The sequence below is a fragment of the Rhodocyclus gracilis genome (genome assembly GCF_009617575.1).
Lineage (GTDB): Bacteria > Pseudomonadota > Gammaproteobacteria > Burkholderiales > Rhodocyclaceae > Rhodocyclus > Rhodocyclus gracilis.
Genome location: NZ_WIXJ01000014.1, coordinates 1 through 25,816, shown reverse-complemented (window position 1 = coordinate 25,816; position 25,816 = coordinate 1). Strand labels below are relative to the sequence as shown.

20 protein-coding genes, 3 tRNA genes and 1 riboswitch are annotated in these 25,816 nt (G+C 64.9%); of the genes, 14 read left to right on the top strand and 9 right to left on the bottom strand.

The window, feature by feature from the left end; genetic code table 11:
• Positions 1-6: 6 nt before the first annotated feature.
• The gene (locus GHK24_RS12940) at positions 7-1,179 is read right to left on the bottom strand and encodes an AraC family transcriptional regulator (protein WP_228384702.1); all 1,173 of its coding nucleotides are present in this window, start codon (positions 1,177-1,179) and stop codon (positions 7-9) included.
• Between the two features lie 159 nt (positions 1,180-1,338).
• Between GHK24_RS12940 and icmF the strand changes: the two genes are divergently transcribed.
• On the top strand, positions 1,339-4,617 hold the full coding sequence (gene icmF, locus GHK24_RS12935) for a fused isobutyryl-CoA mutase/GTPase IcmF (RefSeq protein WP_153473301.1): 3,279 nt from the start codon (positions 1,339-1,341) through the stop codon (positions 4,615-4,617).
• Between the two features lie 87 nt (positions 4,618-4,704).
• Here the strand turns inward: icmF and GHK24_RS12930 are convergent, their stop codons facing one another.
• Both GHK24_RS12930 and GHK24_RS12925 read right to left on the bottom strand, forming a co-directional pair.
• The gene (locus GHK24_RS12930; protein WP_153473300.1) at positions 4,705-7,038 is read right to left on the bottom strand and encodes a S8 family peptidase; all 2,334 of its coding nucleotides are present in this window, start codon (positions 7,036-7,038) and stop codon (positions 4,705-4,707) included.
• 58 nt (positions 7,039-7,096) lie between these two features.
• A riboswitch (cyclic di-GMP riboswitch) is annotated at positions 7,097-7,189 on the bottom strand.
• Between the two features lie 106 nt (positions 7,190-7,295).
• Entirely contained in the window at positions 7,296-7,973 is a 678-nt protein-coding gene (locus GHK24_RS12925) for a Crp/Fnr family transcriptional regulator (RefSeq protein ID WP_228384701.1), read from the bottom strand.
• 245 nt (positions 7,974-8,218) lie between these two features.
• Between GHK24_RS12925 and GHK24_RS12920 the strand changes: the two genes are divergently transcribed.
• The 8 genes from GHK24_RS12920 to GHK24_RS12885 all read left to right on the top strand — a co-directional run bounded on the left by GHK24_RS12920 (position 8,219) and on the right by GHK24_RS12885 (position 17,300).
• Positions 8,219-10,177 carry an AMP-dependent synthetase/ligase gene (locus GHK24_RS12920; protein WP_153473299.1) on the top strand — a complete coding sequence of 653 codons (1,959 nt, stop codon included), beginning with the start codon at positions 8,219-8,221 and terminating at the stop codon, positions 10,175-10,177.
• A 36-nt stretch (positions 10,178-10,213) separates the two neighbouring features.
• Positions 10,214-10,999: an ABC transporter ATP-binding protein gene (locus GHK24_RS12915; RefSeq protein ID WP_153473298.1), complete on the top strand. Its 786-nt coding sequence runs from the start codon at positions 10,214-10,216 to the stop codon at positions 10,997-10,999.
• Positions 11,000-11,014: 15 nt separating this feature from the next.
• Positions 11,015-11,908 (top strand): branched-chain amino acid ABC transporter permease, encoded by an 894-nt coding sequence (locus GHK24_RS12910; RefSeq protein ID WP_153473297.1) that lies wholly within the window; start codon positions 11,015-11,017, stop codon positions 11,906-11,908.
• A 51-nt stretch (positions 11,909-11,959) separates the two neighbouring features.
• Positions 11,960-13,027 (top strand): branched-chain amino acid ABC transporter permease, encoded by a 1,068-nt coding sequence (locus GHK24_RS12905; protein WP_153473296.1) that lies wholly within the window; start codon positions 11,960-11,962, stop codon positions 13,025-13,027.
• A gap of 27 nt (positions 13,028-13,054) precedes the next feature.
• On the top strand, positions 13,055-14,398 hold the full coding sequence (locus tag GHK24_RS12900) for an ABC transporter substrate-binding protein (RefSeq protein ID WP_153473295.1): 1,344 nt from the start codon (positions 13,055-13,057) through the stop codon (positions 14,396-14,398).
• A gap of 125 nt (positions 14,399-14,523) precedes the next feature.
• The gene (locus GHK24_RS12895; RefSeq protein ID WP_153473294.1) at positions 14,524-15,381 is read left to right on the top strand and encodes an ABC transporter ATP-binding protein; all 858 of its coding nucleotides are present in this window, start codon (positions 14,524-14,526) and stop codon (positions 15,379-15,381) included.
• A gap of 20 nt (positions 15,382-15,401) precedes the next feature.
• Positions 15,402-16,634 (top strand): phenylacetate--CoA ligase family protein, encoded by a 1,233-nt coding sequence (locus GHK24_RS12890; RefSeq protein WP_153473293.1) that lies wholly within the window; start codon positions 15,402-15,404, stop codon positions 16,632-16,634.
• A 153-nt stretch (positions 16,635-16,787) separates the two neighbouring features.
• Positions 16,788-17,300: a hypothetical protein gene (locus GHK24_RS12885; protein ID WP_153473292.1), complete on the top strand. Its 513-nt coding sequence runs from the start codon at positions 16,788-16,790 to the stop codon at positions 17,298-17,300.
• A gap of 28 nt (positions 17,301-17,328) precedes the next feature.
• Here the strand turns inward: GHK24_RS12885 and GHK24_RS12880 are convergent, their stop codons facing one another.
• Positions 17,329-17,745 carry a bacteriohemerythrin gene (locus GHK24_RS12880; RefSeq protein WP_153473291.1) on the bottom strand — a complete coding sequence of 139 codons (417 nt, stop codon included), beginning with the start codon at positions 17,743-17,745 and terminating at the stop codon, positions 17,329-17,331.
• Between the two features lie 125 nt (positions 17,746-17,870).
• Here GHK24_RS12880 and GHK24_RS12875 point away from each other — a divergent pair, with 125 nt between their 5' ends.
• The gene (locus tag GHK24_RS12875) at positions 17,871-18,770 is read left to right on the top strand and encodes an AEC family transporter (protein WP_228384700.1); all 900 of its coding nucleotides are present in this window, start codon (positions 17,871-17,873) and stop codon (positions 18,768-18,770) included.
• A 6-nt stretch (positions 18,771-18,776) separates the two neighbouring features.
• Here GHK24_RS12875 and GHK24_RS12870 read toward each other — a convergent pair whose 3' ends face one another.
• Positions 18,777-19,307: a PhaM family polyhydroxyalkanoate granule multifunctional regulatory protein gene (locus GHK24_RS12870; protein ID WP_153473290.1), complete on the bottom strand. Its 531-nt coding sequence runs from the start codon at positions 19,305-19,307 to the stop codon at positions 18,777-18,779.
• A gap of 110 nt (positions 19,308-19,417) precedes the next feature.
• On the opposite strand from GHK24_RS12870, the gene GHK24_RS12865 reads away from it, so the two are divergent.
• Entirely contained in the window at positions 19,418-20,074 is a 657-nt protein-coding gene (locus GHK24_RS12865) for a response regulator (protein WP_153473289.1), read from the top strand.
• On the opposite strand, the gene GHK24_RS12860 is transcribed toward GHK24_RS12865, so the two are convergent.
• The 4 genes from GHK24_RS12860 to GHK24_RS12845 all read right to left on the bottom strand — a co-directional run bounded on the left by GHK24_RS12860 (position 20,043) and on the right by GHK24_RS12845 (position 25,065).
• The gene (locus GHK24_RS12860; protein ID WP_153473288.1) at positions 20,043-21,977 is read right to left on the bottom strand and encodes an ATP-binding response regulator; all 1,935 of its coding nucleotides are present in this window, start codon (positions 21,975-21,977) and stop codon (positions 20,043-20,045) included. The two genes, GHK24_RS12865 and GHK24_RS12860, sit on opposite strands and share 32 nt — an antisense overlap.
• 15 nt (positions 21,978-21,992) lie before the next feature.
• The gene (locus GHK24_RS12855) at positions 21,993-22,868 is read right to left on the bottom strand and encodes a class I SAM-dependent methyltransferase (protein WP_340666192.1); all 876 of its coding nucleotides are present in this window, start codon (positions 22,866-22,868) and stop codon (positions 21,993-21,995) included.
• Positions 22,869-23,032: 164 nt separating this feature from the next.
• Entirely contained in the window at positions 23,033-24,448 is a 1,416-nt protein-coding gene (locus GHK24_RS12850) for an FAD-binding oxidoreductase (RefSeq protein WP_153473287.1), read from the bottom strand.
• Positions 24,445-25,065: a malonic semialdehyde reductase gene (locus tag GHK24_RS12845; protein ID WP_153473286.1), complete on the bottom strand. Its 621-nt coding sequence runs from the start codon at positions 25,063-25,065 to the stop codon at positions 24,445-24,447. Before GHK24_RS12845 ends, GHK24_RS12850 begins: the two co-directional genes overlap by 4 nt.
• Positions 25,066-25,362: 297 nt before the next feature.
• Between GHK24_RS12845 and GHK24_RS12840 the strand changes: the two genes are divergently transcribed.
• From GHK24_RS12840 to GHK24_RS12830, 3 genes are all read left to right on the top strand, one after another.
• A tRNA-Tyr gene (locus tag GHK24_RS12840) sits at positions 25,363-25,447 on the top strand.
• A gap of 53 nt (positions 25,448-25,500) precedes the next feature.
• A tRNA-Gly gene (locus tag GHK24_RS12835) sits at positions 25,501-25,574 on the top strand.
• Between the two features lie 42 nt (positions 25,575-25,616).
• A tRNA-Thr gene (locus GHK24_RS12830) sits at positions 25,617-25,691 on the top strand.
• Positions 25,692-25,816: the final 125 nt, after the last annotated feature.

The following is a 25,816-nucleotide window of genomic DNA, read 5'->3' as shown; positions in this document are numbered from 1 at the left end:
CAGCGTTCAGAGGCGGCTCGCCACGCGCAGTCGACGGCGGTAGGTGGTCGGCGCTTCTCCCGTCCAGCCAACAAAGGCGCGGTAGAACGCCGAGGCGTCGGCAAACCCCAGGTCGGCGGCGATCTGCGCCAGCGGTGCGCGCGTTTTCGTCAGGCGGCTGATCGACATATCGCGGCGCAGCGCGTCCTTGATCGCCTGAAAGCCGGAGCCTTCGTCCCGCAGCCGCCGGTGCAGCGTGCGCGGCGACAGATGCAGGCGGCTGGCGACGGCGGCGAGCGTCGGTGATTTGGGGAGCGCAGCACGCAGACAGTCGCGCACGCGAACGACCATTTCCCGGTCGCAGCGGTACAGCGTCGTCAGCCGTCCCGGTGCGCCGACGAGGAAGGCGTTGAGGGCTGCGTCGTCGCGGCGGATCGGCAGTTCCAGCAGGTTGGCGGCAAAGCAGGCGACCAAGGTGTTCTCGGGGTGGGGGGGCGTGGCCGCGGCAAAGCAGGAGCGAGCCGTGTAAATGAGCGCGTAATCGGCCGCGTGCTCGGGCGCAGGGTACGGGAAGCGCACTGTGTCGAGCGTGACGCTGCGGTTTACGAGCCAGCAGGCGAGTCCGTGCAGCAGGCGCAGCAGCCACTCAAAAGCAAAGACGCGACCGTCACCGAGCGGACGGCGGGCGCGCAGAATCAGCTGCGCCATGCCCTCGCTGACGCCGATGCTGACCTCGATATCCGGCAGCAGCACGCGCAGGAAGCGGGCAGCGCGTTCCAGCGCCACGGCCAGTGTCGGCGAGGCGACGACGGCACGGCACAGCAGCTCGAAGCTGCCGCGCCGCAAGGGCACGGAAAACAGCCCGAAGCCCTCGTCGTCGAGTCCCTCGTTGATCCGGTTATAGAGCGCGGCATAGCGTTCGACGCTCACCCGCTGCGGCGCGCTCGTCGCCTGCGTGCCGTCTGGGCTGGCGGCGGCGGACGCGACCCCGGCGGAAAGGCTCGCGGTCTCTGACAGCAGCACACTCGCCGGGATGCCGACGCTATCGAGCAAGGCGCGGGCGCGTTGCTGAGGCGGTGCGCCGATGCGTCGCGTCGCCTCTGCGTCGCGAGCCAGGACGCCGGTCAGCATGCCGCGCACCAGGGCGGTGTGCACGCTGGCGCGAGCCGGCGGCGCGGCGGCGGTGTCGTCGTTTGCCATGCGGTGGAAAAGAGGCTTGTTTTATTGGGCGAAGGAAGTTGGCAGAAATTACAGTGTTTACGGCGCGTCACGCAATGGTCATGGCCGTGGCCGCTCCTTACCATCGATTCACCGCCGGGCGCCGTCGCGCGTCGGCCTGACGATTTCGGGAGTGCCGCCATGACTGATCTTTCCCTCGCCACGACGCTGACGCCCTATACGCCGCGCCACAAGGTGCGCTTCGTGACCGCTGCGGCGCTGTTCGACGGCCATGACGCGTCGATCAACATCATGCGCCGCATCTTGCAGAGCACCGGCTGCGAGGTGATCCACCTCGGCCACAACCGCTCGGTGCAGGAGATCGTCAACGCGGCCTTGCAGGAAGACGTGCAGGGCATCGCCATCACCTCGTATCAGGGCGGGCACGTCGAGTTCTTCACCTACATGATCGATCTGTTGCGTGCTAACGGCGGCGAGAACATCAAGGTGTTCGGTGGTGGCGGCGGCGTCATCGTCCCGGCCGAAATCGCCCAGTTGCAGGCCTACGGCGTGACGCGCCTGTATTCGCCCGAGGACGGGCAGCGCATGGGTCTGCAGGGCATGATCAACGATCTCGTCGCGCAGGCCGATTACGAGCTTGGCGGGGCCTCGCCGGCGACGGTCGATGGTGTTCTGGAGGCGCTCGCCGCTGGCGACCGGCGAGCCTTGGCTCGCCTGATCACGAGTCTGGAGAACGGCGCCTGTCCGCCGGAACTGCGTCAGGCGCTGTGCGCGGCGGCGCAGGAGCGGCGCGTGCCGACGCTCGGTATTACCGGCACTGGCGGCGCAGGTAAGTCTTCGCTCACCGACGAGCTGGTGCGGCGCTTCCGGCTCGATCAGGGCGACCGCCTGCGCATCGCCATCGTCTCCATCGATCCGTCGCGCAAGCGTACCGGCGGCGCGCTGCTCGGCGACCGCATCCGCATGAACGCCATCGAGCACCCGAACATCTACATGCGTTCGCTGGCGACGCGCGAAACCGGCTCCGAACTCTCGGCGGCCTTGCCAGAGGTGATTGCGGCCTGCCAGCTCGCCGGCCTCGATCTGGTGATTGTCGAGACTTCCGGCATCGGTCAGGGCAACGCTGCCATCGCGCCGCTCGTCGATGCTTCGCTCTATGTGATGACGCCCGAGTTCGGTGCGGCGAGCCAGCTCGAGAAGATCGACATGCTCGACTTCGCCGACTTCGTCGCCATCAACAAATTCGACCGCAAGGGCGCCGACGATGCGTTGCGCGACGTGCGCAAGCAGGTGCAGCGCAACCGCGAGCTGTGGTCGACGCCGCCGGAGACGCTGCCGGTATTCGGCACCATGGCAGCGCGCTTCAACGACGATGGCGTGACGGCGCTCTATCAGGCGGTGAGCGCCCGCCTTGCCGAACTGGGGCTTGTGCTGGCGCCGGGCCGGCTACCGCGCGTCGAGACGCGGCGGCCGTCGGCGCAGCGCGCCATCGTGCCGGCGCAGCGCACGCGTTACCTCGCCGAAATTGCCGAGTCCGTGCGTGGCTATCACGCGCAGGTGAAGAAGCAGGTGCAACTGGCGCGTGAGCGGCAGTCGCTGCGCATCGCCCGTGGCCTCTTCGAAGGCGAGGGCGGTGCCGACGCTACGCGCCTTTTCGACTTCGATACCCTGATCGCACGCAAGGATGAGGCGCTCGATCCGCAGGCGAAGAAACTGCTCGCGCAATGGCCGGCGACACGAGCGCTCTACGCCGAGGAAGAGCACGTCGTACGCATCCGCGACAAGGAAATCCGCACCCGGCTCACCGGGCTGTCGCTCTCCGGCACGCGCATCCGCAAGGTGGTGCTGCCCGCTTACGACGACGAGGGCGAGATTCTGCGTTACCTGATGAAAGAGAACGTACCCGGTGCCTTCCCCTATACCGCCGGCGTCTTTCCTTTCAAGCGCGAAGGCGAAGATCCGACGCGCATGTTCGCCGGCGAGGGCGACGCCTTCCGCACCAACCGCCGCTTCAAGAAGGTGTCCGAAGGCATGCCGGCGCATCGCCTGTCGACGGCCTTCGATTCGGTGACGCTGTACGGCTGCGATCCGGCGGAACGGCCGGATATCTACGGCAAGATCGGCAATTCGGGCGTGTCGATCGCCACGCTCGACGACCTCAAGGTGCTCTACGACGGCTTCGATCTCTGTGCGCCGACGACCTCGGTGTCGATGACCATCAACGGCCCGGCGCCGGTCATTCTGGCGATGTTCTTCAACACCGCGATTGACCAGCAGCTCAGTCACTTTGCCGAGGCAGAGGGGCGAGCGCCGAGTGACGACGAGGCGCAGGCGATTCGTGTGCGGGTGCTTTCCAGCGTGCGCGGTACGGTACAGGCCGACATTCTCAAAGAGGATCAGGGGCAGAACACCTGCATCTTCTCGACCGAGTTTGCGCTGAAGATGATGGGCGACATTCAGGAGTATTTCGTTCGCCACGACGTGCGCAATTTCTACTCGGTGTCGATCTCCGGCTACCACATCGCCGAGGCCGGGGCGAACCCGATCAGCCAGCTCGCATTCACTCTCGCCAACGGCTTCACCTACGTCGAGGCTTATCTCGCGCGCGGCATGCACATCGACGACTTCGCGCCCAACCTGTCGTTCTTCTTCAGTAACGGCATGGATCCGGAATACGCGGTGATCGGCCGCGTCGCCCGTCGCATCTGGGCGACGGCGATGAAAGACAAGTACGGTGGCAACGAGCGCAGCCAGAAGCTGAAGTACCACGTGCAGACCAGCGGCCGCAGCCTGCACGCGCAGGAGATGGCGTTCAACGACATCCGCACGACCTTGCAGGCGTTGATCGCCATCTACGACAACTGCAACAGTCTGCACACCAACGCCTACGACGAGGCGATCACGACGCCGACCGAGGAGTCGGTGCGCCGCGCCATGGCCATCCAGCTCATCATCAACCGTGAGTGGGGGCTGGCGATGAACGAGAACCCGAATCAGGGCGCCTTCGTCATCGACGAACTGACCGATCTCGTCGAAGAGGCCGTGCTGCGCGAATTCGACGCCATCGCCGAACGCGGCGGCGTCCTTGGCGCCATGGAGACGGGCTACCAGCGCGGCAAGATTCAGGAGGAGTCGCTCTACTACGAGGGGCGCAAACACGACGGCTCGTATCCGATCATCGGCGTCAATACCTTCCGCAATCCGCACGGCGACGCTACGCACGATATCGAACTGGCACGCTCGACCGAGGCGGAAAAACGCTCACAGATCGGCCGGCTGCAAGACTTCCTGCAGCGTCACGCGAGCGCCGCCGGGCCGATGCTCGAACGGCTGCGGCAGACGGTGATCGATAACGGCAATGTCTTCGCCGTGCTCATGGAGGCGGTGCGCGTCTGTTCGCTCGGGCAGATCACCCAGACGCTCTACGAGGTGGGTGGGCAGTACCGGCGCAGCATGTAGACGGTCTCCCGGCCATTTGCGCCGCCTCACGCCGCTCGCGTGATCGGGTGAGCACGCCGCCAGCAGCGGAGCGCTTACCCCGTTGCCTTAGAAGCGGCTGGTCCACATCAGGCCGAGCGACGTGGCGTTGTTGCCGGCGATGTTGGCGGCGTCCTTCTGGTACATCGCTTGCAGCGCCACGGTGTGGGTCTTGTCGACCGGCATCCGGTAGTTCAGCGTCAGATCGATCTCGCGACCGTCAGGGACGAGGCTGCTCCAGCTTTTGTCGTAAACCGCGTAGCCCTGCGCGTCGACGTTGGCGGTGATGATCGCCGCGCTCCCCGCCGAGACCCGCAAGGGTTGCTTGACCGAGGCGAGCAGCTGGTCGTCCTTGTTCCATATGCTCTCGCGCAGATAGGTGACGCCGAAGGCTCGCGATTGCAGCGCCGAGGTCGCCGCGAAGAGACTGTTGCCGCTGCCTTCACTGGCGCGGGTGTAGCCGACTTCGCCGTTCACCAGCAGGCTGCTCTGGCGGTCGAGTTTGAAGGCCAGCGAGATGCCGACCACCTGCGTTGTGTTTTTGCCGAGGGCGAGGATGCCGCTGCTGTCGTAGGCGGCGCCGAGCAGCGAGCTTTGCTCGTTGAGCGTGCTGTAAGTGAGGCCGCCACTGACGCGCGGTGCGAAGAGGTAGGAAGCGCCGATCTTCACCTGTGCGTTTTGCGGCGCCCCCGGTTGCAGGAGCGTGTTGGCCGGTGTTGCCGAATACGAGGCGGCAACGCGCAGATCGGTCGACAGACGCGTGCCGTAGCTGAACTGGTAGCCGCGTTGTGCGAGGTTGGAGGCGCTGACGGCGTCGAAATCGCTCATCTGCCGGGCGATCAGGTCGTCGTTGAAGAGCGCCTTGGCGAAGGGATAGGACGACGAGGCGCCGTAGCCGAATCCGGTGACGCTGCCGGCCTTGTCGGTAAAGAGCGAAAAACCGACCGTTTGCGCCCTGTCGACGTCGGCGATGTAGCCGAATTCGCCGAGGTGCGAGATGGCGTCGCCGGTCGATTGCAGCGAGACTGCGAGTTCGCCGCCGGCGTATTTCATGACTTTCGGCGCGCTGTAGGCATTCGTTGGCAGCGGGTTGAGGCTGGCCGAGGAGCTCGGTGCCTTGATCAGTCCGGCGAGGTTGACCGAGAAATTACGCGCGTAGCCGTCGAAGGCGGTGTAGCTCGCCAGCTTGGACTGGATCGCGCTCAGGCTGCCGAAGGCACCGCTGGAAATCAGCGCGCCGGTGATCGAGCTGACGGCGATGGTTTGCCCATTCGCCTTGGTAACGGAGAGCGGGCCATAGGGGTTGAAGGCCGTTGTCAGATTCACCAGACCGTTGCCGTAGGTGGCGTCGACGCCCTTGCTGCCGAGATCGGTTGCCGTTGCCAGCAGGAGATTGGCCGCAGTGCCGTTGGTTTTCAGGATCGGCCAGGCATTTTGCAGCAGCATCAGCGAACCGCTGACGATCGGCGCCGCCATCGACGTGCCCGACCAGAGACCGTAGGCCGCATTGCCGGCGGTCGTCGACGGCGCCAGAATCGCTTCGCCGGGCGCCATCACCCAGCGCGCCGCGTAGGTCGTGCTGCCGCCGTTGCTGCTCTGCAAGCCGCCACTGCCCGGTTTGTTGGTGAAGCTCGAGGCGGCGTTGGCGCTATTGACCGAGCCGGCGAACACCAGATGCTGGATCGCGGTGGCCGTCAGGCCGGAGGTCGAGGCGTTGTTGAGCAGGTTCTGTGCGCTGTTGCCGCCGGCCCAGACGATGAAGGCGCCCTTGGCTGCCGCGTAGTTGATCGCGGCGACGGTGGCGGCGTCGTTGCCGTAGGTGATCGAGACGTTGATGACGCCGGCGCCGGCATCGGCCGCCTTGCGCACGCCGTTGGCGACGTCGGTCGAATAGCCCGAGCCGGCGGCGTTCAGCACTTTTTCGGAAAGAATGTTGGCCGCCGGTGCCACGCCGATGAAGTTGCCGGCGACCGTCGTGTAGCCGCCCGCCGTAATGGTGCTGAATTGCGAGACGCGGTTGCCGGCAGCGATGCTGGCGACCGCCGTACCGTGGCTGTTGTCGTCAGCAAAGCCGTTGCTGCAGCGGAAGGAGACGGCGGCACATGAACTCAACGCCTGCGACACCTGGCCGGGGGCGAATTGCGGGTGTGTGGCGTTGATGCCGGTATCGACGACGCCGAGTAGTTGGCCTTTGCCCCACGCCGCCGCCGATTCCACGGTGTTGGTGATGCCGATCTGGCGCAGCCAGGGGGCGTAGGTTTGCGCCTGCGCAGGACTGGCGACGGTCCACGAACCGAGCGCCAGCAGTCCGGCGAAAGCGGTGCGTTGGCGGGCAGAGAAGGCGTGCCGCGATGTGTGGCGGGAGGCGTGACGCGAGGGGCAGGGTAGGGCGGCGGGAAGCATTGTCTGTCTCCAGAGTAAGGCGCGGCGACTCTGGAGACGCACGTTCGACGATCTATCGAACGGCAACCCCGCTAGCGTTGACGATGTGTTTTCGTCGGTAGCCCGGTGGCTTTGCGTCCCCGGCTTTCGCGCGGGTTTGCCAGAACTCACACAGACCGGCATGCCCGCCAAAAAGTTCAGTGCGGTGTGGCGCGTGTGCGATCGGCGCAGAACGCGCGGCCGAGCGACGGGGTGCGTGCCGACGCCGCTTGCGGTGCCTAACTTCCGTAACTGCGTAGCCGCGGCAGATCGAGCACCGTGATGCCACCGTAGTCCACGCGCAGCAGTTTCGCGTCGGCCAAGGCATGCAGCGCGCGATTGACGCGCTGGCGCGAGACGCCAGCGAGGAAGCCGAGTTCCTCCTGCGAGATTTGCAGTCGCGGGCCAATCCCCGGATAGAGCACCGGATTAAACATCGACGCCAGACCGCGCGCCAGACGGGCCTCCACGTCGAGCAGTCGCTCGTGCTCCATGAGGCCGATGAACTGCCCGAGGCGCTCGTTGAGCTGGACGATCAGGAAGCGATTGAAGGCGATGCTGCTGTCGAGCAAGGACTGGAAGATCGAGCGGTTCATGAAGGCAATGCGCGAATCGCGCAGCGCCACGACATCGTAGCGACGGGGTTCGTCCTTGAGCAGCGAGCCCTCGCCGAACCAGCCGCCCGTCGCGACGCCAGTGAAGGTCGTCGTCTTGCCGCTGATATCGTTGCTCGTCATCTTCACCAGACCGTCGATGACGCCCATCCAGTGCTCGACGCGCTCGCCCTTCATGCAGACGGCGTCGCCTGCCGTGATCGCGCGGACGCTGATTCCCGCCTTGATGCGCGCAATATCCGAGGGGGTCAGATCGCGCGCCCAGACCGAGGCGCCCAGCATGTCGTCGAGTGTGCGCAACATCTCTGAAATATCCGTCAATTGTCAGGTGCGTGACAATTGTAGCCGCAGCTCGACCTTAGACTGATGTCGCCATCTGTCATCGACCGACATCCCTCCCCGGCGGGTGTTGGCGATGGATGGCCGACGCTCGGCGCGATTGACCGGGCGGGCAAAGCAGATAGAATAAAAGCATAAAAATCGGCGAAAAAATGTTGCACGGCACACCTTGCTGACCGCTGCAAACAATAACGACCGGAGGAGACACCATGCCGGAAACGGCTGCCCCGCCGTCGCTGGATACGTTCCCGCGACTGCTCGGCCATCACGCGCTCGTGCGTGGTGGCAAAACCGCGATGCGCGAGAAGTATCTCGGCATCTGGCAAACGTGGTCCTGGCGCGAGGTGGCCGAGCGCGTCGGCGACCTCGCCTGCGGGCTTGCTGAACTGGGCTTTCGCCGCGGCGACAATCTCGCCATCGTCGGCGACAACCGGCCCCGCCTCTACATGGCGATGGCCGCCGCGCAAAGCCTGGGCGGCGTTCCGGTGCCGCTCTATCAGGACGCCGTTGCCGACGAGATGAAGTTCGTCCTGCAGGATGCCGGCATCCGCTTTGCGCTGGTCGAGGATCAGGAGCAGGTCGACAAGCTGCTCGAGATCAAGGGCGAATTGCCGGCGCTCGAGCACATCGTCTACGACGATTCGCGCGGCATGCGCCACTACACGCAGCCTTTCCTGCACGACATCGAGGAGTTGCTCGGCGTTGGCCGGGTGCGCCAGAAAGACCACCCGGATTTTCTCGCCAGCGAGATCGCAGTGGGGCGGCACGATGACGTTTCCGTCATGTTGTACACCTCGGGGACGACCGGGCGGCCGAAGGGCGTTTGTCTGACGCACGATGCCTTCATCAGCGCCGCGCGCGGTGGTGTCGCTTTCGACCGTCTGAGTGCCGACGAAGAAATCCTCTCCTATCTGCCGATGGCCTGGGTGGGCGACCATCTGTTTTCCTTCGCGCAGGCGCTGGTTGCCGGCTTTGCCATCAACTGTCCGGAGTCGGGCGAGACGGTGATGACCGATCTGCGCGAGATCGGGCCGACCTACTATTTCGCACCGCCGCGCGTTTTCGAGAACCTGCTGACGCAGGTGACGATTCGCATGGAGGATGCCGGCCGCCTCAAGCAGCGCCTCTATCAGTACTTCATGGGCGTGGCGCGTCGCTGTGGTGCCGACATTCTCGACGGCAAACCGGTGTCGGGTAGTGACCGCTTTCTCTACGCGCTCGGTTCGCTGCTGGTGATCGGGCCCTTGAAGAACGTGCTCGGCATGAGCCGCATCCGCATCGCCTACACCGCCGGCGCGGCGATCGGCCCGGATCTCTTCCGTTTTTACCGTTCGATCGGAATCAATCTCAAGCAGCTCTACGGGCAGACCGAGACCTGTGCTTACGTCTGCCTGCAGCCCGATGGCGAGATCAAGCTCGACTCGGTCGGCAAACCGGCGCCCGGCGTCGAGGTGAAAATTGCCGAGAACGGCGAGATTCTCGTCAAGGGGCCGATGCTGCTGAAGGAGTACTACCAGCGTCCGGACGCGACCGCCGAGGCGATCAACGCCGAGGGCTACTTCCTGACCGGCGATGCGGGTTTCTTTGACGACGACGGGCACCTGAAGATCATCGACCGTGCCAAGGACGTCGGCCGCCTCGCCAACGGCGCGATGTTTGCGCCCAACTACATCGAGAACAAGCTCAAGTTCTTCCCCTACATCAAGGAGGCGGTGGCTTTCGGCCACCAGCGCGAGATGGTCTGCGCCTTCATCAACATCGACATCGGTGCCGTCGGTAACTGGGCGGAACGGCGCGGCATTGCTTATTCGGGCTTTGCCGATCTTGCGGCGAAGGTCGAGGTTTACCAGCTGATTCAGGGCTGTGTCGAAGAGGTCAATGCGCAACTGGTTGCCGAAGGCATGCTCGCCGACTCGCAGATTCACCGCTTCCTCGTTCTGCACAAGGAACTCGATCCGGATGACGACGAGCTGACGCGCACGCGCAAGGTGCGGCGTGGATTCATCGCGCAGAAGTACGCGGTGCTGATCGATGCGCTCTACGCCGGCCGCAGTACGCAGTACATCGAGACGCAGGTGCGCTTCGAGGATGGCCGCACCGGCAAGGTGGCCGCCGAGGTGCAGATCCGCGACGCCAAGACGTTTCCAGCCCTTCGCCAGACCGCCTGAGTGCGCGGCGAGGCCAACGAGTCACAGGGACGATCCATGAGTGGAAGAACAAGCGGCGACGTCATCCTCGACCTGCAGAACATCTCGCTGCGCTTCGGCGGGGTGAAGGCGCTCACCGACATTTCGTTCAACGTTCGCGAGCACGAAATCCGCGCCATCATCGGCCCGAACGGTGCCGGCAAGAGTTCGATGCTGAACGTCATCAACGGCGTCTATCACCCGCAGGAAGGGCGCATCGTCTTTCACGGCGAGGAGCGGCGCAAGATGGAACCGCACAAGGCCGCGGCGCAGGGCATTGCGCGCACCTTCCAGAACATCGCGCTGTTCAAGGGCATGAGCGTGCTCGACAACATCATGACCGGGCGCATTACCAAGATGCACGCCAGCTTCCTCGAGCAGGCGATCCACTTCGGGCGCGCCCGGCGCGAAGAGCTGGAACACCGGCAGAAGGTCGAGGAAGTGATCGACTTTCTCGAAATCCAGCACATCCGCAAGACGCCGGTCGGTCGCCTGCCCTACGGTCTGCAGAAGCGCGTCGAACTGGCGCGCGCGCTCGCCGCCGAGCCGACGATGCTGCTGCTCGACGAGCCGATGGCCGGCATGAACGTCGAGGAAAAACAGGACATGTGCCGCTTCATCCTCGACGTGAACGACCAGTTCGGCACCACCATCGTCCTCATCGAACACGACATGGGCGTGGTGATGGACATCTCGGATCGCGTCGTCGTCCTCGATTACGGCAAGAAGATCGGCGACGGCACGCCCGACGAAGTGCGCTCCAACCCCGAAGTGATTTCCGCCTATCTCGGCGTTTCCCATTAACGAGGCTGAGACGACATGCAATTCTTCATCGAAGTCCTGCTCGGCGGTCTGCTCTCGGGAGTGATGTACTCCTTCGTCGCGCTCGGGTTTGTGCTGATCTACAAGGCCTCGGGCGTGTTCAACTTTGCGCAGGGGGCGATGGTCTTCGCCGCTGCGCTCTCCTTCGTCGGTTTTCAGAATCTCGGCCTGTCGTTCCCGCTCGCCTTGCTCGCTGCCTTCACGACCATGGTGGCGCTCGGCATCCTCACCGAGCGCGTCGTTTTGCGTCCGCTCGTCAACCAGCCGCCGATCACCCTGTTCATGGCGACCATTGGCCTGTCCTACGTCATCGAAGGACTGGCGCAGGGCTTCTGGGGCGCCAACGTGCGTGGCCTCGAACTCGGCGTCGATGACGTGCCGGTGCAGTGGCTGATGGATTCCACCGGGATCGGCGTATCGAGCTTCGACCTCTTCGGCGCCGGCGTGGCGGCGGTGCTGGTCGCCTTGCTGGCGCTCTTCTTCCAGTACACGCGTATCGGCCGCGCTTTGCGCGCGGTGGCCGACGACCACCAGGCGGCGCTGTCGATCGGCATTCCGCTACAGACCATCTGGCGCATCGTTTGGGCCGTCGCCGGTTTCGTCGCGCTCGTTGCCGGGCTGATCTGGGGGGCGCGTAACGGCGTTTCCTTCTCGCTCACCTTTACGGCGCTGAAAGCCTTGCCGGTGCTGATTCTCGGCGGCTTCACCTCGATTCCCGGCGCGATTGTCGGCGGGTTGATCATCGGTTCGACCGAAAAGCTCGCCGAGGTCTATCTCGGTGAGTACGTCGGTGGCGGCATTGATTCGTGGTTCCCCTACATGATGGCGCTGACCTTCTTGCTGATCCGTCCGGAAGGCTTGTTCGGCGAGAAGCACATCGACCGCGTCTGAGTCGCCTCAGCGATTTGTTGCTCCCTCCACGTTTGCGCGCAAGGAAAAACGATGTTCTACCGTGAAGCCGGGCAGTTCAAAACCACCTACGCGGCCGACCAGCAGATCTTTCCGATCCGCCAGGACCGGCTCGGCATGCTCCTTCTGCTGGCCGTCGCCTTCTTCTTCGTTCCCGCCTTGCTCTCCGAGTACTGGCTGAAAGCGATCCTGATTCCCTTCCTGATCTTCTCTCTGGCGGCGCTCGGCCTGAACATCCTCACCGGCTACGCCGGCCAGCTCTCGCTCGGTTCGGCGGCGTTCATGGCGGTCGGCGCCTTCGCCAGTTACAACTTCATGCTGCGCATCGACGGCATGCCGATCCTGCTCGCCTTCATCGGCGGTGGCGTGGCGGCGGCGCTGGTGGGGATTGCCTTCGGTTTGCCGAGTCTGCGCATCAAGGGTTTCTATCTGGCGGTGGCGACGCTGGCAGCGCAGTTCTTCATCGTCTGGCTGCTGACCAAGGTCGGCTGGTTCTCCGACTACTCGTCGTCGGGCGTCATCACCGCGCAGGACATGGAGATTCTCGGCTACCGTTTTGTCTCGCCGGAGGCCAAGTATCTGCTGGTGCTGTCGATTGTCGTCGTGCTCGCGCTGCTGGCCAAGAACATGGTTCGGAGTTCCGTCGGGCGGGCGTGGATGGCGGTGCGCGACATGGACGTCGCCGCCGAAGTGATCGGCATCCGCATCATGCACACCAAGCTGCTCGCCTTTGCCGTCAGCTCGTTCTATTGCGGCGTCGCCGGCGCGCTCTACGCGTTTGCGTATCTCGGCACGGTCGAGCCGGAGGGCTTCAGCCTCGATCTGTCGTTCAAGATCCTGTTCATGGTAATCATCGGCGGCGTTGGCTCGATTGCCGGCGCCTTTCTGGGCGCGGCTTTCATCGTCTTGCTGCCGATTGCCCTCGATGTCGTCGTCCAGCAGTGGCTGAGCGGCCTGCTGGCGCCCAGTGTGAGTTCCAACCTGCAGTTGATCGTCTTTGGTGGTCTGATCATTTTCTTCCTGATCGTGGAACCGCACGGTCTGGCGAGACTGTGGCAGATCGGTAAAGAGAAGTTGCGTCTGTGGCCCTTCCCTCACTGACATAAAAACCTCACCGAGGAGACAAAGATGAAGAACGTGATCCCCCTGAAGAAGACTCTGGCTGCTGCCGTGTTTTCCGTCGCGGCGCTGTCGGCGGCGGTTGGCGATGCCTTCGCGCAGGCGAAGGAGCAGTTCATCGGTCTGCCGAGCTACCGCGTCGGCGCCTATGCCGCGGGCGGCTCCGGGCTGTATGGCGGCTGGATCGATTACATGGCGATGATCAACGAGCGCGATGGCGGCGTCGGCGGCGTCAAGCTGACCTGGGAAGAGTGTGAGACGGAGTACAACAACGCGCGGGGCGTCGAGTGCTACGAGCGCCTGAAGAAAAAAGGCTCGACCGGCAATTCGGTATTCCAGCCGGTATCGACCGGGATCACCTACTCGCTGCTCGATAAGGTCGTCGCCGACAAGATTCCCATGGTCACCATCGGCTACGGCCGCACCGACGCGGCTGACGGGCGCGTCTTCCCGTGGGTCTTTCCGATGATCACGACTTACTGGAGCCAGGCGACGACGATGGTCAAATACATCGGCGCCAAGGAAGGCGGCATCGACAAGCTGAAGGGCAAGAAGATCGTCTACCTGTATCACGACTCCGCCTTCGGCAAGGAGGGGCTGACCGTTCTCGAAAAGCAGGCGCAGAAGTACGGTTTCTCGCTCGTCCTGCTGCCCGTGGCGCATCCGGGCAACGAGCAGCAATCGCAGTGGCTGCGTATCCGTCAGGAGAAGCCGGACTGGGTCATTCTCTGGGGCTGGGGCGTGATGAACCCGACGGCGCTGAAGGCCGCCGCCAAGACCGGCTACCCGCGCGAGAAGATGGTCGGCGTCTGGTGGGCAGGCGCCGAAGAAGACACCGTGCCGGCCGGCGATGCCGCCAAGGGCTTCACGGCCGCCGGCTTTAGCGTCGCCGGGCCGAATTACCCGGTGATCAAGGCGATCCAGGACAACGTCTACAAGAAGAACAAGGGCAACATGGAAGACAAGACGCGGGTCGGTTCGGTCAATTACAACCGCGGCGTCGTGCACGGCATCATCACCGTCGAAGCCATCCGCACGGCGCAAGCCAAGTTTGGCAAGAAGCCGCTCTCGGGCGACGAAATGCGCTGGGGCTTCGAGCACCTCGATATCGACGCCAAGCGCCTGAAGGACCTCGGCGCCGAAGGCTTCATGCCCAACCTGAAGATCACCTGCGCCGACCACGAAGGTTCCGGCCTCGTCAAATACCAGCAGTGGGACGGCAAGCAGTGGAAGATCGTCTCCGACTGGATCGAGCCCGATCGCGAGATGGTGCGCGGCATGATCGAGGAGTCCGCCGCCAAATACGCCAAGGAAAAGGGCATCACGCCGCGCGACTGCGCGAAAGAAGGCTAGGCCACGGCAGGGGGCGCCGCGTACGTGAAGATTTCTCGCACGTGCGCGGACGCCGACCTTCATGCCTCGGACGGTGCTCCCTTTCCTCTCCATTGATCTTCACTGCGTAGGCTCCCGGTTCCGCCATGAATACACCGACGCTTGCAACTGCGCCCAGCGCAGCGGATTCCTCTTCGCCTGCACCGGGCTATCTTTCGATCAACAACATCGAGGTGATCTACGATCACGTCATCCTCGTGTTGAAGGGCGTCTCGCTGGCTGTGCCGAAGGGGCGCATCGTCGCCCTGCTCGGTGCCAACGGCGCCGGCAAATCGACGACGTTGAAGGCGATCTCCAACCTGCTGCACGCCGAGCGCGGCGACGTCACCAAAGGGGCCATCGAGTTCAAGGGCGCTCGCATCGATCAGCTGACGCCGTCGGAACTCGTCCGCCGCGGCGTCATCCAGGTGATGGAAGGGCGGCATTGTTTCGCGCACCTGACGCTCGAGGAGAACCTGCTCACCGGCGCCTACACGCGCGGCAGTGCGCGCGGCGAAATCCGTGACAGCCTGGAGCGTGTTTATCACTACTTCCCGCGTTTGAAGCAGCGGCGCATGACGCAGGCCGGCTACACCTCGGGCGGCGAGCAGCAGATGTGCGCCATCGGTCGCGCGTTGATGGCCAAGCCCGAGATGATCCTGCTCGACGAGCCGTCGATGGGACTGGCGCCGCAGATCGTCGAGGAGATCTTCGAGATCGTCCGCGACCTCAACCGTAGCGAACAGGTGAGTTTCCTCCTGGCCGAGCAGAACACCATGGTCGCGCTGCGCTACGCTGATTTCGGCTACATCCTCGAAAACGGTCGCGTCGTCATGGAGGGCGAAGCCGCTGATCTGTCCTCCAACGAGGACGTCAAGGAGTTCTACCTCGGCCTCTCCGCTGCCGGGCGCAAGAACTTCCGCGACGTCAAACACTATCGCCGGCGCAAGCGCTGGCTCTCCTGAGCGCATACCGGAGCGCCGCCATGACTCCCTACGACACCCTCGAAGTCCGTCCGCCGGCCGAGCGCGAAGCCGCCTTGCTGGGCGCGCTGCCGCAGCAGGTGGCGCATGCGCAGGCGCACTCGCCTTACTTTGCCGAACTCTTTGCCGGCGTCGAGGCCGCCGCCATCACCTCGCGTGCCGCGCTGGCCGCGCTGCCGGTGACGCGCAAGAGCGACCTCATCGAGCGGCAGCAGACGCAGGCGCCGTTCGGCGGGCTGACGGCGACGCCCTTGGCCGATCTGGCGCATGTCTTCGCTTCGCCCGGCCCGATCTACGATCCCGAGGGGTGCGCTGCCGACTGGTGGCGCTTTGCCCGGGCGCTGCACGCGGCGGGGTTTGTTGCCGGCGATCTGGTGCACAACACCTTCTCGTACCACTTCACGCCGGCCGGTTTCATGCTCGAAGGCGGCGCCCGGCGCCTGGGCTGCCCGGTCTTTCCGGCCGGTATCGGGCAGACCGAGCAGCAGGTGCAGGCCGTCGCCGATCTGCGACCCGCCGCCTACGTCGGCACGCCGTCCTTCCTGCGCATCATCGTCGACAAGGCGGATGAGCTGCGCGCCGATGTCTCGTCGCTGAAGAAGGCGCTGGTTTCCGGCGAGGCGCTACCGGCGTCGCTACGTCAGTCGCTCAAGGCACGCGGTATTTGCGTGCGGCAGGCCTATGCGACGGCCGATCTTGGTCTCGTCGCGTACGAAACCGATGCCGAGGAAGGCCTGATACTCGATGAGGGTGTGCTCCTCGAAATCGTCCGGCCGGGCACCGGCGATCCCGTGCCGGAGGGCGAAGTGGGCGAGGTGGTTGTTACCAGCTTCAACCGCGACTACCCGCTCATCCGCTTTGCCACGGGCGATCTGTCGGCGGTGCTGCCGGGGGCAAGTCCGTGTGGCCGCACCAACGTGCGCATCCGTGGCTGGCTGGGGCGCGCCGATCAGACGACCAAGATCAAGGGCATGTTCGTTCATCCTGCGCAGATCGCGCAGACGCTGCGCCGACACCCGCAGGTGCTGCGTGCCCGTTTGGTGGTCGATAACGACACCGGCGCCGATCGCATGACTCTCCACTGCGAAGCGGTCGCCACCGACGAGAAACTGGCAGCGGCACTCGTCGCCAGTTTGCGCGAACTGACCAAGTTGCGCGGTGAGATCGCCTTCTGCGCCCCCGGAACGCTCGCCAACGATGGTCGCGTGATCGAGGATCGACGGCGCTACGACTGAGCGTGTGCCGGTCGTAGAATCCCCGGCAGGTGGCGGTCGCGCGGGTCTCCCGATTCGACTGTCTTTGGACGTGAGCAATTGAGCGGTGGATCGTTGGTAATGGCTAGGCGTTGGTGGACGTGGGATTCAGGCAGGGCGGCGAGCGGGCATGGCATGGCGCTCCTGCTACTTCTGCTGTGGGCAGCGGCGTCGGCGGTGGCGCAAACGGCGCTGTCGGCTCAGGAGTTCGCCCCAGAAGCACCGCGCGCGGCAGCGGTGACTCCGTTGGGGCCGCAACCCGGTCAATGTGCGTTGTTTCGCGAGGGCGGGCAGGGCTATGTGCTGAAAGCCCCGACGTACTGGTTGCGCGGAACGTTGACCGAGGTGCGGCGCGAGCGTCGTCACGCCGGCCTGTGCCCGGCCCAGGAAAAGCCGCCCAGTCGGCTGAGCCCCGAGGACTGGGCGCGCTACGCGGCGGCTTTACCCTGTGTGCGGCGAGCGAACGACGAGCGTGAGGTCGATGTCTGGCGCGTGACCCTGCGCGTCGAAGCCTGGGAGACGCCGTGGACGCGGGCGCATGGTGCTTCAGGCTGGTTGTATCGCGGTCAGTTTCTCGATCAGCCCTTGCGCGAGGGCGCCCTGCTCGACCTCGACGCTGCCTGGCTGGAGGCTTGCGAGCCGCGTTAGACGGCGCGGTGGCGCTGGGCGCGGTTCGCTAACGTGAGTCGGCGAGGAATTCCCCGAAGCGGCGGTCGGCGTGCAAGATGTGCTGCGTCAGCCAGTTGAAGAGGAAGTGCGCGAGGTCGAGGCTCGCCGAGAGGCCTTCGAGGTCGATGCGCATCTCCATGTCGCGCACCTGATACAGCAATTCGCGGTGCAGCGCCTGATGGCCGACGAGATCGGGATAGCCGGTGGCGGCCATCATCACCTCTTCGCCGGCAAAGTGGGTGCGGGTGTAGTCGAGCAGCTCGGCCACGGCCAGCCGTGCTTCCGCGAGCGCCGCGTCTGCGGGGAGGCTCAGCGCCGCTTGCACGCGCCGCGCGATGGAGAACAGGTGGCGATGCTCAGCGTCGATGCGGGCATCGCCGATCTCGTAACGTGGCGCAAATTCGAAAGTTTCGTCGTCCTGCATGCGGCATCCCCTTCCCTGAGTATTTCTGCCGATTTTGCCACGCAGGCAAGGGTTCGTGCGCGGCGAACGCAGGCTTCGCCAATGGCCATACGCGAGCGGCGCGCTCGCCCGTACAATCGCCGACCATGCTGACGACCGCCCTCCTGCTCGTTCCGGATTTTTCCCTGATTTTGCTCGGCGCCCTCATCCGGCGTCGCATGTCTCTGGGCGACGACTTCTGGGTCGGGCTGGAAAAGCTCGTCTATTTCATCCTGTTCCCGGCCTTGCTGGTGAACGCCATCATGCGCACGCCGCTCGATCTGGCGGCGGCCTTGCCGCTGCTGACGGTGGCCTTCCTCACGCTTGGCGCGGGCATGCTGCTGGCGCTGCTGCCGCGTTACGTCGGCGCGCTGCAGGGCCTGGCCTTCGCCTCCGTCTTCCAGTGCGGATTCCGCTTCAACTCCTACATCGCGCTCGCCGTCGCCGGCATGTTGTACGGCCAGGCGGGGATTGCGGCGATGGGCTTGGTCGTCGGCGCAGCGGTGCCTTTGGCCAACTTCGCTGCCGTGGCGATGCTGGCGCGCCACGGCGAGGCCGGCCTGTGGCGGGAGGTGGCGCGCAATCCGCTGATCTGGGCGACGGCGGGCGGCTTCGTGTTGAATCTGGCCGGCTTTGTCCCGCCGGCGCCCCTGCAGGTGTTTCTCGGGCGGCTGGCGGACGCGTCGATTGCGCTCGGCCTGCTGACGGTCGGCGCCGCCTTGCGCTGGCGCGGGCAGTCGGGCGTATTGGGGACGTCGGTCTATCTCCTCGCCATCAAACTGCTCGTCTTGCCGCTGGCGGCGCTGGGTTTGGCGCACGCGTGCGGACTGAGCGGGCTGTACCTGGAGATCGTCGTGCTCTTCGCCGCCCTGCCGACGGCCTCATCCGCTTACATCCTCGCCATGCGCATGGGCGGCGACGGCGCCAGCGTGGCCTGGCTGATTTCGGCCTCGACGCTGCTGTCGATGTTCACCCTGCCGCTCTGGGCAAGCTGGCTCGCCGGTTAGAGAGGCCTAGCCCTGCGATGTGTCGGGCGCTTTGCCGTCTTTGCTGCTGGCTCCAGTTGCCGGTGTGTCGGCCGAAGGCGTCAGCGCGCTCTGCATCTGTTGCATTTGCTGGAGCAGTTGCCAGGGCCACATGGCCGCTTGCGATAAAGGGGAGAGCGGTGACTGTGCTGAAAAGGGTGAATGCGGATCCGCGCCCGCCGCAGCGTCGGCGGGGGCGTTGCTGGCGGCTGCCGACGCTGTTCCCGGTGCTGGCGGGGATGTGTTCGCTGCGGCGCCGCCCATGGCACGCAGGGCGTTGATCGTCGCCCATTGCAACTCCATGCCTTGAATGCTGGCTTGCAGCATGGAGAGGTTCATTTTCAGCCAGCCTTCGACCGCCTTCAGGTCGGCAATGCGCTTTTGCAGATCGTTCAGGTCCATACTGGGCGGCAATCCCCCCGGAATGCTGCCCGGAATTCCGGGGGGGATGCCAAGCCCCATGTTTTCCCAGAGTTTTTTCAGCAGGTCTCCGGGCTCGCCGGTGGTATCTGTGGCCATAATTGTCTCCTCGGTAAGCGGCGCGTTGCAGGGTCTAGGCGGTGGTCGACTCGGCGGCGTATGCTGGAGATGCTACAGTGCGCACGCTTGTAATTGTCAATTCGATAACTATGCTCAAGTTGCTCGTCGTAGAGGATCACACGCTGGTTCGCGAAGGTCTCGTACGCACCTTGTGTCAGCTTGAATCCGAGGTGCTGGTGCTGGAGGCGGCTGATTGCGATTGTGCCGCCGCGCTGCTCGAACAAGAGGGTGATTTCGATCTCATTCTGCTCGATCTCGGCTTGCCGGGGATCGATGGGTTGACCTGTCTGTCGCTTATCCGCAGCCGTTATCCGACCATTCCGGTGGTAATCGTTTCTGCTTACGATGACGCGCTTACCGTTGCGCGGGCGCTGAAGGCTGGCGCCTCAGGGTTTGTGCCCAAGGCCTACTCCGGCGAACGTCTGCTGGCGGCACTGCGCGAGGTGCTGAACGGCGGGATTTTTGCGCCCGACCGCCTGATGCCGATGAAGCTCGGCCCCGAATTGCCGCCCTTGCCGATTGGCGGCGGCGCCGATCCTGCTGAGTTTGGCCTGACCGAACGTCAGGTCGACGTCCTGTCGCTGATGGTGCGCGGCAAAAGCAATCGCGATATCGGCATCCGCCTTGGTTTGACCGAGGGTACGGTAAAAATTCACACGACGGCGATTTTCAAGGCGCTCGGCGTCTCCAGCCGGACGCAGGCGCTGGTCGCCGTTAACCGTTTCGGGATCCGTTTGCCTCGCTAGCGAGCTGCGCGAGCAAGGCGCGCAGCTTCGCCGGGCGCAGCGGTACGCTCAGCCGATGCGCGCCGGGCGGTGGCGCGCCTTCCCCCCCGAGCAGGATCAGCGGTAGCGAAGCCGGGATGTCGTCGCGCGGCGTGAAGGTGCTCGCCAGCGCCAGCAAGGCGGTCGGACCGCTCATCGCCTGCGCTTTGCCGAAGGCGTCGGCGGTGATCCAGTCGCAAACATAGCCCCAGTCACTCGCCAGTGCCGCCGCGGTACGCAACTCGCCGCCGGCGGGCGGCAGTAACAATACGCGGAGCGGCGCGTCGGTCTCGTCCGTCGGGGCGGGCAGGAGGGGGAGTCCAGGCGGCTGGTTGTCGTCCGGCGTGTGCGCGGGGGCCTCGTCCGCCCCGTTTGCCTTGGCGGTGAGCGTCGGCTGGGCGGGCAGGGTTACGCGGAAGACGGAGCCGGTGCCAAGCTGTGAGCAGAGGCTGATCTGTGCGTCGAGCAGGCGCGCCAGACGGGCAACGATGGCCAACCCCAGGCCCAAGCCCTCGCCACGCACGCGGGCGCTGTTGTCGACCTGGAAAAACTCTTCGAACACGCCGCGCTGATGCTCGAGGGCGATGCCGACGCCGCTGTCGCGAACTTCGATGCAGACGCCATCGCCGCGTTTGCGGGCGGCGATGAGGACGCTGCCGCGCTCGGTGTAGCGAATGGCGTTGGCCACCAGATTGGAGAGCAGTCGCTCGAGCAGCACGGCGTCGGAGACGGCGTGCAGTGAGGTCGGTCGGCAGCGCAGGCGCAGCCCCGCCGCTGCCGCGCTGCGCCCGAAGGCGGCGTCGAGGCGAGTCAATACCTCGCCGATGTCGGTGTCGGCGTAATGCACGTTCACGCCGCCGATGTCGAGGCGGGAGATGTCGAGCAGGGCGTCGAGCAACTCTCCCATGGCGCCTGCCGATTCGGCAATCCGGTTGGCCAGCCGTTGTTGTTCAGGCGTTTCGGCGGCACGTTGCAGGTCGGCGGCGAACAGCGACAGGGCGTGCAGCGGTTGCCGCAGGTCATGGCTGGCGGCGGCGAGGAAGCGCGATTTGGCAACGCTCGCCAGTTCGGCTTCTTCCTTCTTGCTCTGTAGCTCGCGCGTCGCTTCGTGGATTCGTGCTTCGAGCCGGGCGCGACCGTCGCTGATCGCTTCGGCCATGGCGTTCATGCCTTCTTCGAGCCGTTGCAGGTCGCCGCCGCTATTGGCGGGCACGCGGGCGTTCAGTTCGCCGCTCTGGATGCGCGCCACGGCCCGCTCCAGACGCAGGATAGGCCGCGTCACCTGACGGCCAAGGACAAGGGCGAGGCCGCCGCCGAAGGCCAGCACCAGCAGCGACGAGAGCAGGGTGAAGAAGAGAGCGTCGCTCTTGCGCCGTTCGGCTGCGTCGCGGGAAATGGTCAGCGTGATCCAGCCAATCGTGCCGCTGCTTGGCGTAGGCGGCCGGGCGCCGGCGGTTTCGGCGATCAGCGGATCGTCGGCTTCGTAAGGGGGGGCGGCGATCGGTGCGGCAAAAACGATGCGCCGTTCGTCGTTCGACAGCACCAGGGGGCGGTCGTCGAGCGGAATCGGTGTCAGCGCGCCGGTGCTCGTGCTGCTGCTGGCGATGAGCGTGCCTTCGGCGTCGAAGATCGCCGCCGAGATGACGTTCGGCTCGCCGAGCGCGGCATGCGCGATGTTGCGCAGGGCTTCATGATCGCCCGAGTAGGTGCTGAAGCCGGCAACGGCGGCGAGCTGGCGCGACAGGCCGATGCCGAAGTCGCGCAGGTCGCGCTCGAACTCGTTGCTGGTGCGATAGATGACGTAGCTCGCCATCGACGCGGCGATGGCGACGGCGGGCAGCAGTGCCAGCAGCACGACGCGGGTTCGGATGCCCCAGTTAAACATGGCGACGCGGCTCCGTTAGCGCTGATAGCAGTAGAGGCGGGTCTGACGCCGGTCACCCACTTCGACGACCGTCGTCGCGGGTACGTCGGGAACGGCGAAGCTGTTGCTGATGAAAAGGCTGCCAGCGGGCATTTCCGCGCAGACTTTCTTCCATAGATCAGGCATCGGCAGCGGCGACAGAAACGCATAGACGACGTCGCTCTGGCGCAGGTCGGCCTGCCGCAAGTCGCCCCATTGCCAGCGGCAACGCGGCTTTCCCCAGGTGCGCAGGCGGCCGATGGCCCACACCAGCGGGGCGTTTTCGACGCCGGTGAGTCGCGCATCAGGGCGCACGCGGGCAAGCGGGAGGATGACGCTGCCAAGGCCGGCGCCGAGGTCGACGAAACGCATGTTGGGCCGGTCGGCGGTGATCTCCGCGAGCGCCAGCGCCGTTGCCTCATTGCTGAGAAAGAGCGGTGCCTGGCCGGTGAGCGTGCCGCGATAGATGAGCAGCAGCAAAAGGAAAATGCAAAAGAACCAGCCTGGCGCCAAGGGGACTTGTGAGCCCAGCCAGGCAAGCGGCACAAAGGCGAGATGGATGAGTTTCCACCACCAGGGCTGGCGCGTGAGGGTGGCGAGCAACAGCGCTGCGCCCCCAATGGCGAAGGCGGTTTCTGGCCAGGGCAGCGTTTCGCCGCGCATGCCGAACCACGGCCAGGCCAGGGAGACGACGAGCAGCGTTGCGGCTCCTTGCAGGGCGAGCTGGCGCAGCGGTCGTGCTGCGAGTGCCGGTGGCTCGGACGGGGTGTCCGGCGCTGGGGCGGGGGGCGCCTCCGCGAGTTCGTGGCGCTCGTTGTACTCGCCTGCGGGCGTCGCGTCGTGCGGGGTGTTTGGCGGTTCGGCGTTAGGCACGACGGGCTCGGGATGACGTAGGGGCATGGCGGCGAATTGTAGCGCGGGCAGGGTGGGTGCGCGTGCCGTGCGCCGCCATGCTGTTGGCGTCATCTTCGCCGTTGTTTTGCAGGGCGGCAGCGCACGCCGGCCAGCGGCGCGCGTTGCGCCGACGGGGGGGGCGCTCAGTCGCCGACGTTCAAGGGTGGCAGTATCTTGCCCGGGTTGAGCAGATTGTCCGGATCGAGCGCGGCTTTCAGTGTGCGCATGACAGCGACGGCCTCCGCGCCGTGTTCGCGGACGAGGAACTTCGCCTTGCCGATGCCGATGCCGTGCTCGCCGGTGCAGGTGCCGTCCATGGCGAGTGCGCGCCCGACGACGCGTTCGTTGAGCCACTCGGCTTCGGCGAGGTCGCGCGGATTGTCGGGGGCGACGAGTACGACGAGGTGGAAATTGCCGTCGCCAACGTGCCCGAACAAGGCCACGGGAATGCTGACCTGGGCGATATCCTCGTTCGTCTCGGCGATGGCTTCCGCCAACCGCGAGATCGGCACGCAGACATCGGTCGGGAAGGCGCGCGCGCCGGGTTTCAGTTGCAAGCAGGCGAAGTAGGCGTCGTGACGCGCCCGCCACAGGCGATTGCGGTCCTCGGTGCGGGTTGCCCAGGCGAAGTCGCGCCCACCGAGTTCGGTGGCAATGTCCTGCACCAGCGCGGCCTGCTCGGCGACGGCAGCTTCACTGCCGTGAAACTCGAAAAAGAGTGTTGGCGTTTCGTTGAGCGTCGTTTGGCTATGACGATTGACGGCGGCGATGCTCAAGGTGTCGAGGAGTTCGATGCGCGCCACCGGCACGCCTAGCTGGATCGTCTGGATGACGGTGCGTACCGCCGCATCGACATCGGGGAAGGCACAGACGGCGGCCGACATTGCTTCGGGAACCGGATGCAGGCGGATGGAGAGTTCGGTAATGATGCCGAGCGTGCCTTCCGAGCCAATGAACAGCCGCGTCAGGTCGTAACCGGCGGAGGACTTGCGCGCGCGGGTGCCGGTGCGGACGACGCTGCCGTCGGCGAGCACTACCGTCAGCCCGAGCACGTTCTCGCGCATCGTTCCGTAGCGGACCGCGTTGGTACCGGAGGCGCGCGTCGCCGCCATGCCGCCGAGACTTGCGTCAGCGCCCGGATCGATCGGGAAGAAAAGCCCGGTGTCGCGCAGCGCTGTATTGAGCTGGATGCGCGTCACGCCGGCTTCGACCACGACATCGAGATCGTCATTGTGCACGGCGAGGATGCGGTTCATGCCGCTGAGATCGACGCTGATGCCGCCGTGGATGGGGAGGATATGTCCCTCCACCGAGCTGCCGGCGCCGAAGGGGATGAGCGGCACACCGTGGACTCGCGCCAGTTGCACGAGCGCGACAACCTCTTCGGTTGACTCGGCAAAGACGACGGCGTCGGGGAGGATGGGCGTGTGGATGGACTCGTCCCGTCCGTGCTGGACGCGGATCGATTCGCCGCGCGAAAAGCGGCTGCCGAAGCGCGTCTGCAGCGCTTTAATCAGTGTGTCGGGTAATGGAGGGCGTGGCGTAATGGGGAGAGTCATAAGATTGAGCAGGCTTCGTCGAATGTCAGGCGCGGGCTACGTGGGTGGAGTTTTGAGCGGTCGCCATAGCCCAGATTGCACAGAAAATTGGCTCGCCAGCGTCCATCGGCGAAGAACTCGCGATCCAGGGCGGCGGTGTCAAAGCCCGACATCGGGCCGCAATCGAGGCCGAGCAGACGCGCGGCGAGGATGAAGTAGCCGGCCTGCAGAGACGCGTTGCGGAAGGCGGTTTCGTGGGCGAGGGCCGCCTTCTCGCTGCCGGCGTACCACGCACGCGCATCGGTGTGAGGGTAGAGCGTCGGCAGCTGGTCGTAGAAATGGCTGTCCCAGGCGAGGATTGCCGTTACCGGTGCGCCGGCCGTTTTCTCGACATTGGGCGGGGCCAGCGTCGGCAGCAGTCGGGCCTTCGCCGCAGCCGAGCGAACGAAGACGATGCGCAGCGGCTGGCAATTGGCGGCTGTCGGCGCCATGCGTGCGAATTCGTAGGCGTGGCGTAGCAGTGCGTCGTCGACAGGCCGCGATGTCCAGTGCGAAAAGGTACGCGCGTCAGTAAACAGCGCTCTGAGCGTCTGTGCATCGACGCCAGAGAGGGCGAGGTCATCCGTGTGCGGGGCCATGTGTATCTCCGGTGGGGGATTGGACGGGCGGTGCAGCTCCCGTTGGGGCGCGGATCGGTTGGCTTGCGGTTTGCGCCTTTCCGTAACATGGCCGCCAATCGCCGATCCCGGCTGTCCGTAAGACGGTGCAGAGAGCCGAGAGTGCAGTCGTCCGGAAGCAACGGTTCATTCTACGCCACGCGCCGAAACGAAGATTGATGCTGACGAAGCAAAGTCTTTCTGGTAGAGTGCCGGCCTGCCTGAAAAAAAATGTTTGACATCCCTTCTGTGGGGCGTCAGAATTTCGCGTTCAGGACTGGAGGGATTCCCGAGCGGTCAAAGGGATCAGACTGTAAATCTGACGGCTCTGCCTTCGAAGGTTCGAATCCTTCTCCCTCCACCAAAAACATACCGCCGCCTCTGGTGGCAATCGATTGTGCTGTGGGTGATGGTGTCGCGGGTGTAGCTCAATGGTAGAGCTGAAGCCTTCCAAGCTTAAGACGAGGGTTCGATTCCCTTCACCCGCTCCAGCTGCAGTCGGATCATTGCTTAACGGTTTGGAAAGCAGAAGCGCCCATGTAGCTCAGTGGTAGAGCACTCCCTTGGTAAGGGAGAGGCCGGCAGTTCAATCCTGCCCATGGGCACCACGGCTTCAGCGCCAGAAATTTATTCACTCTAACGTTTTGGGGTAGCGGAATGGCTAAGGGAAAGTTCGAACGTACGAAGCCGCACGTGAATGTGGGGACGATTGGTCACGTTGACCATGGCAAGA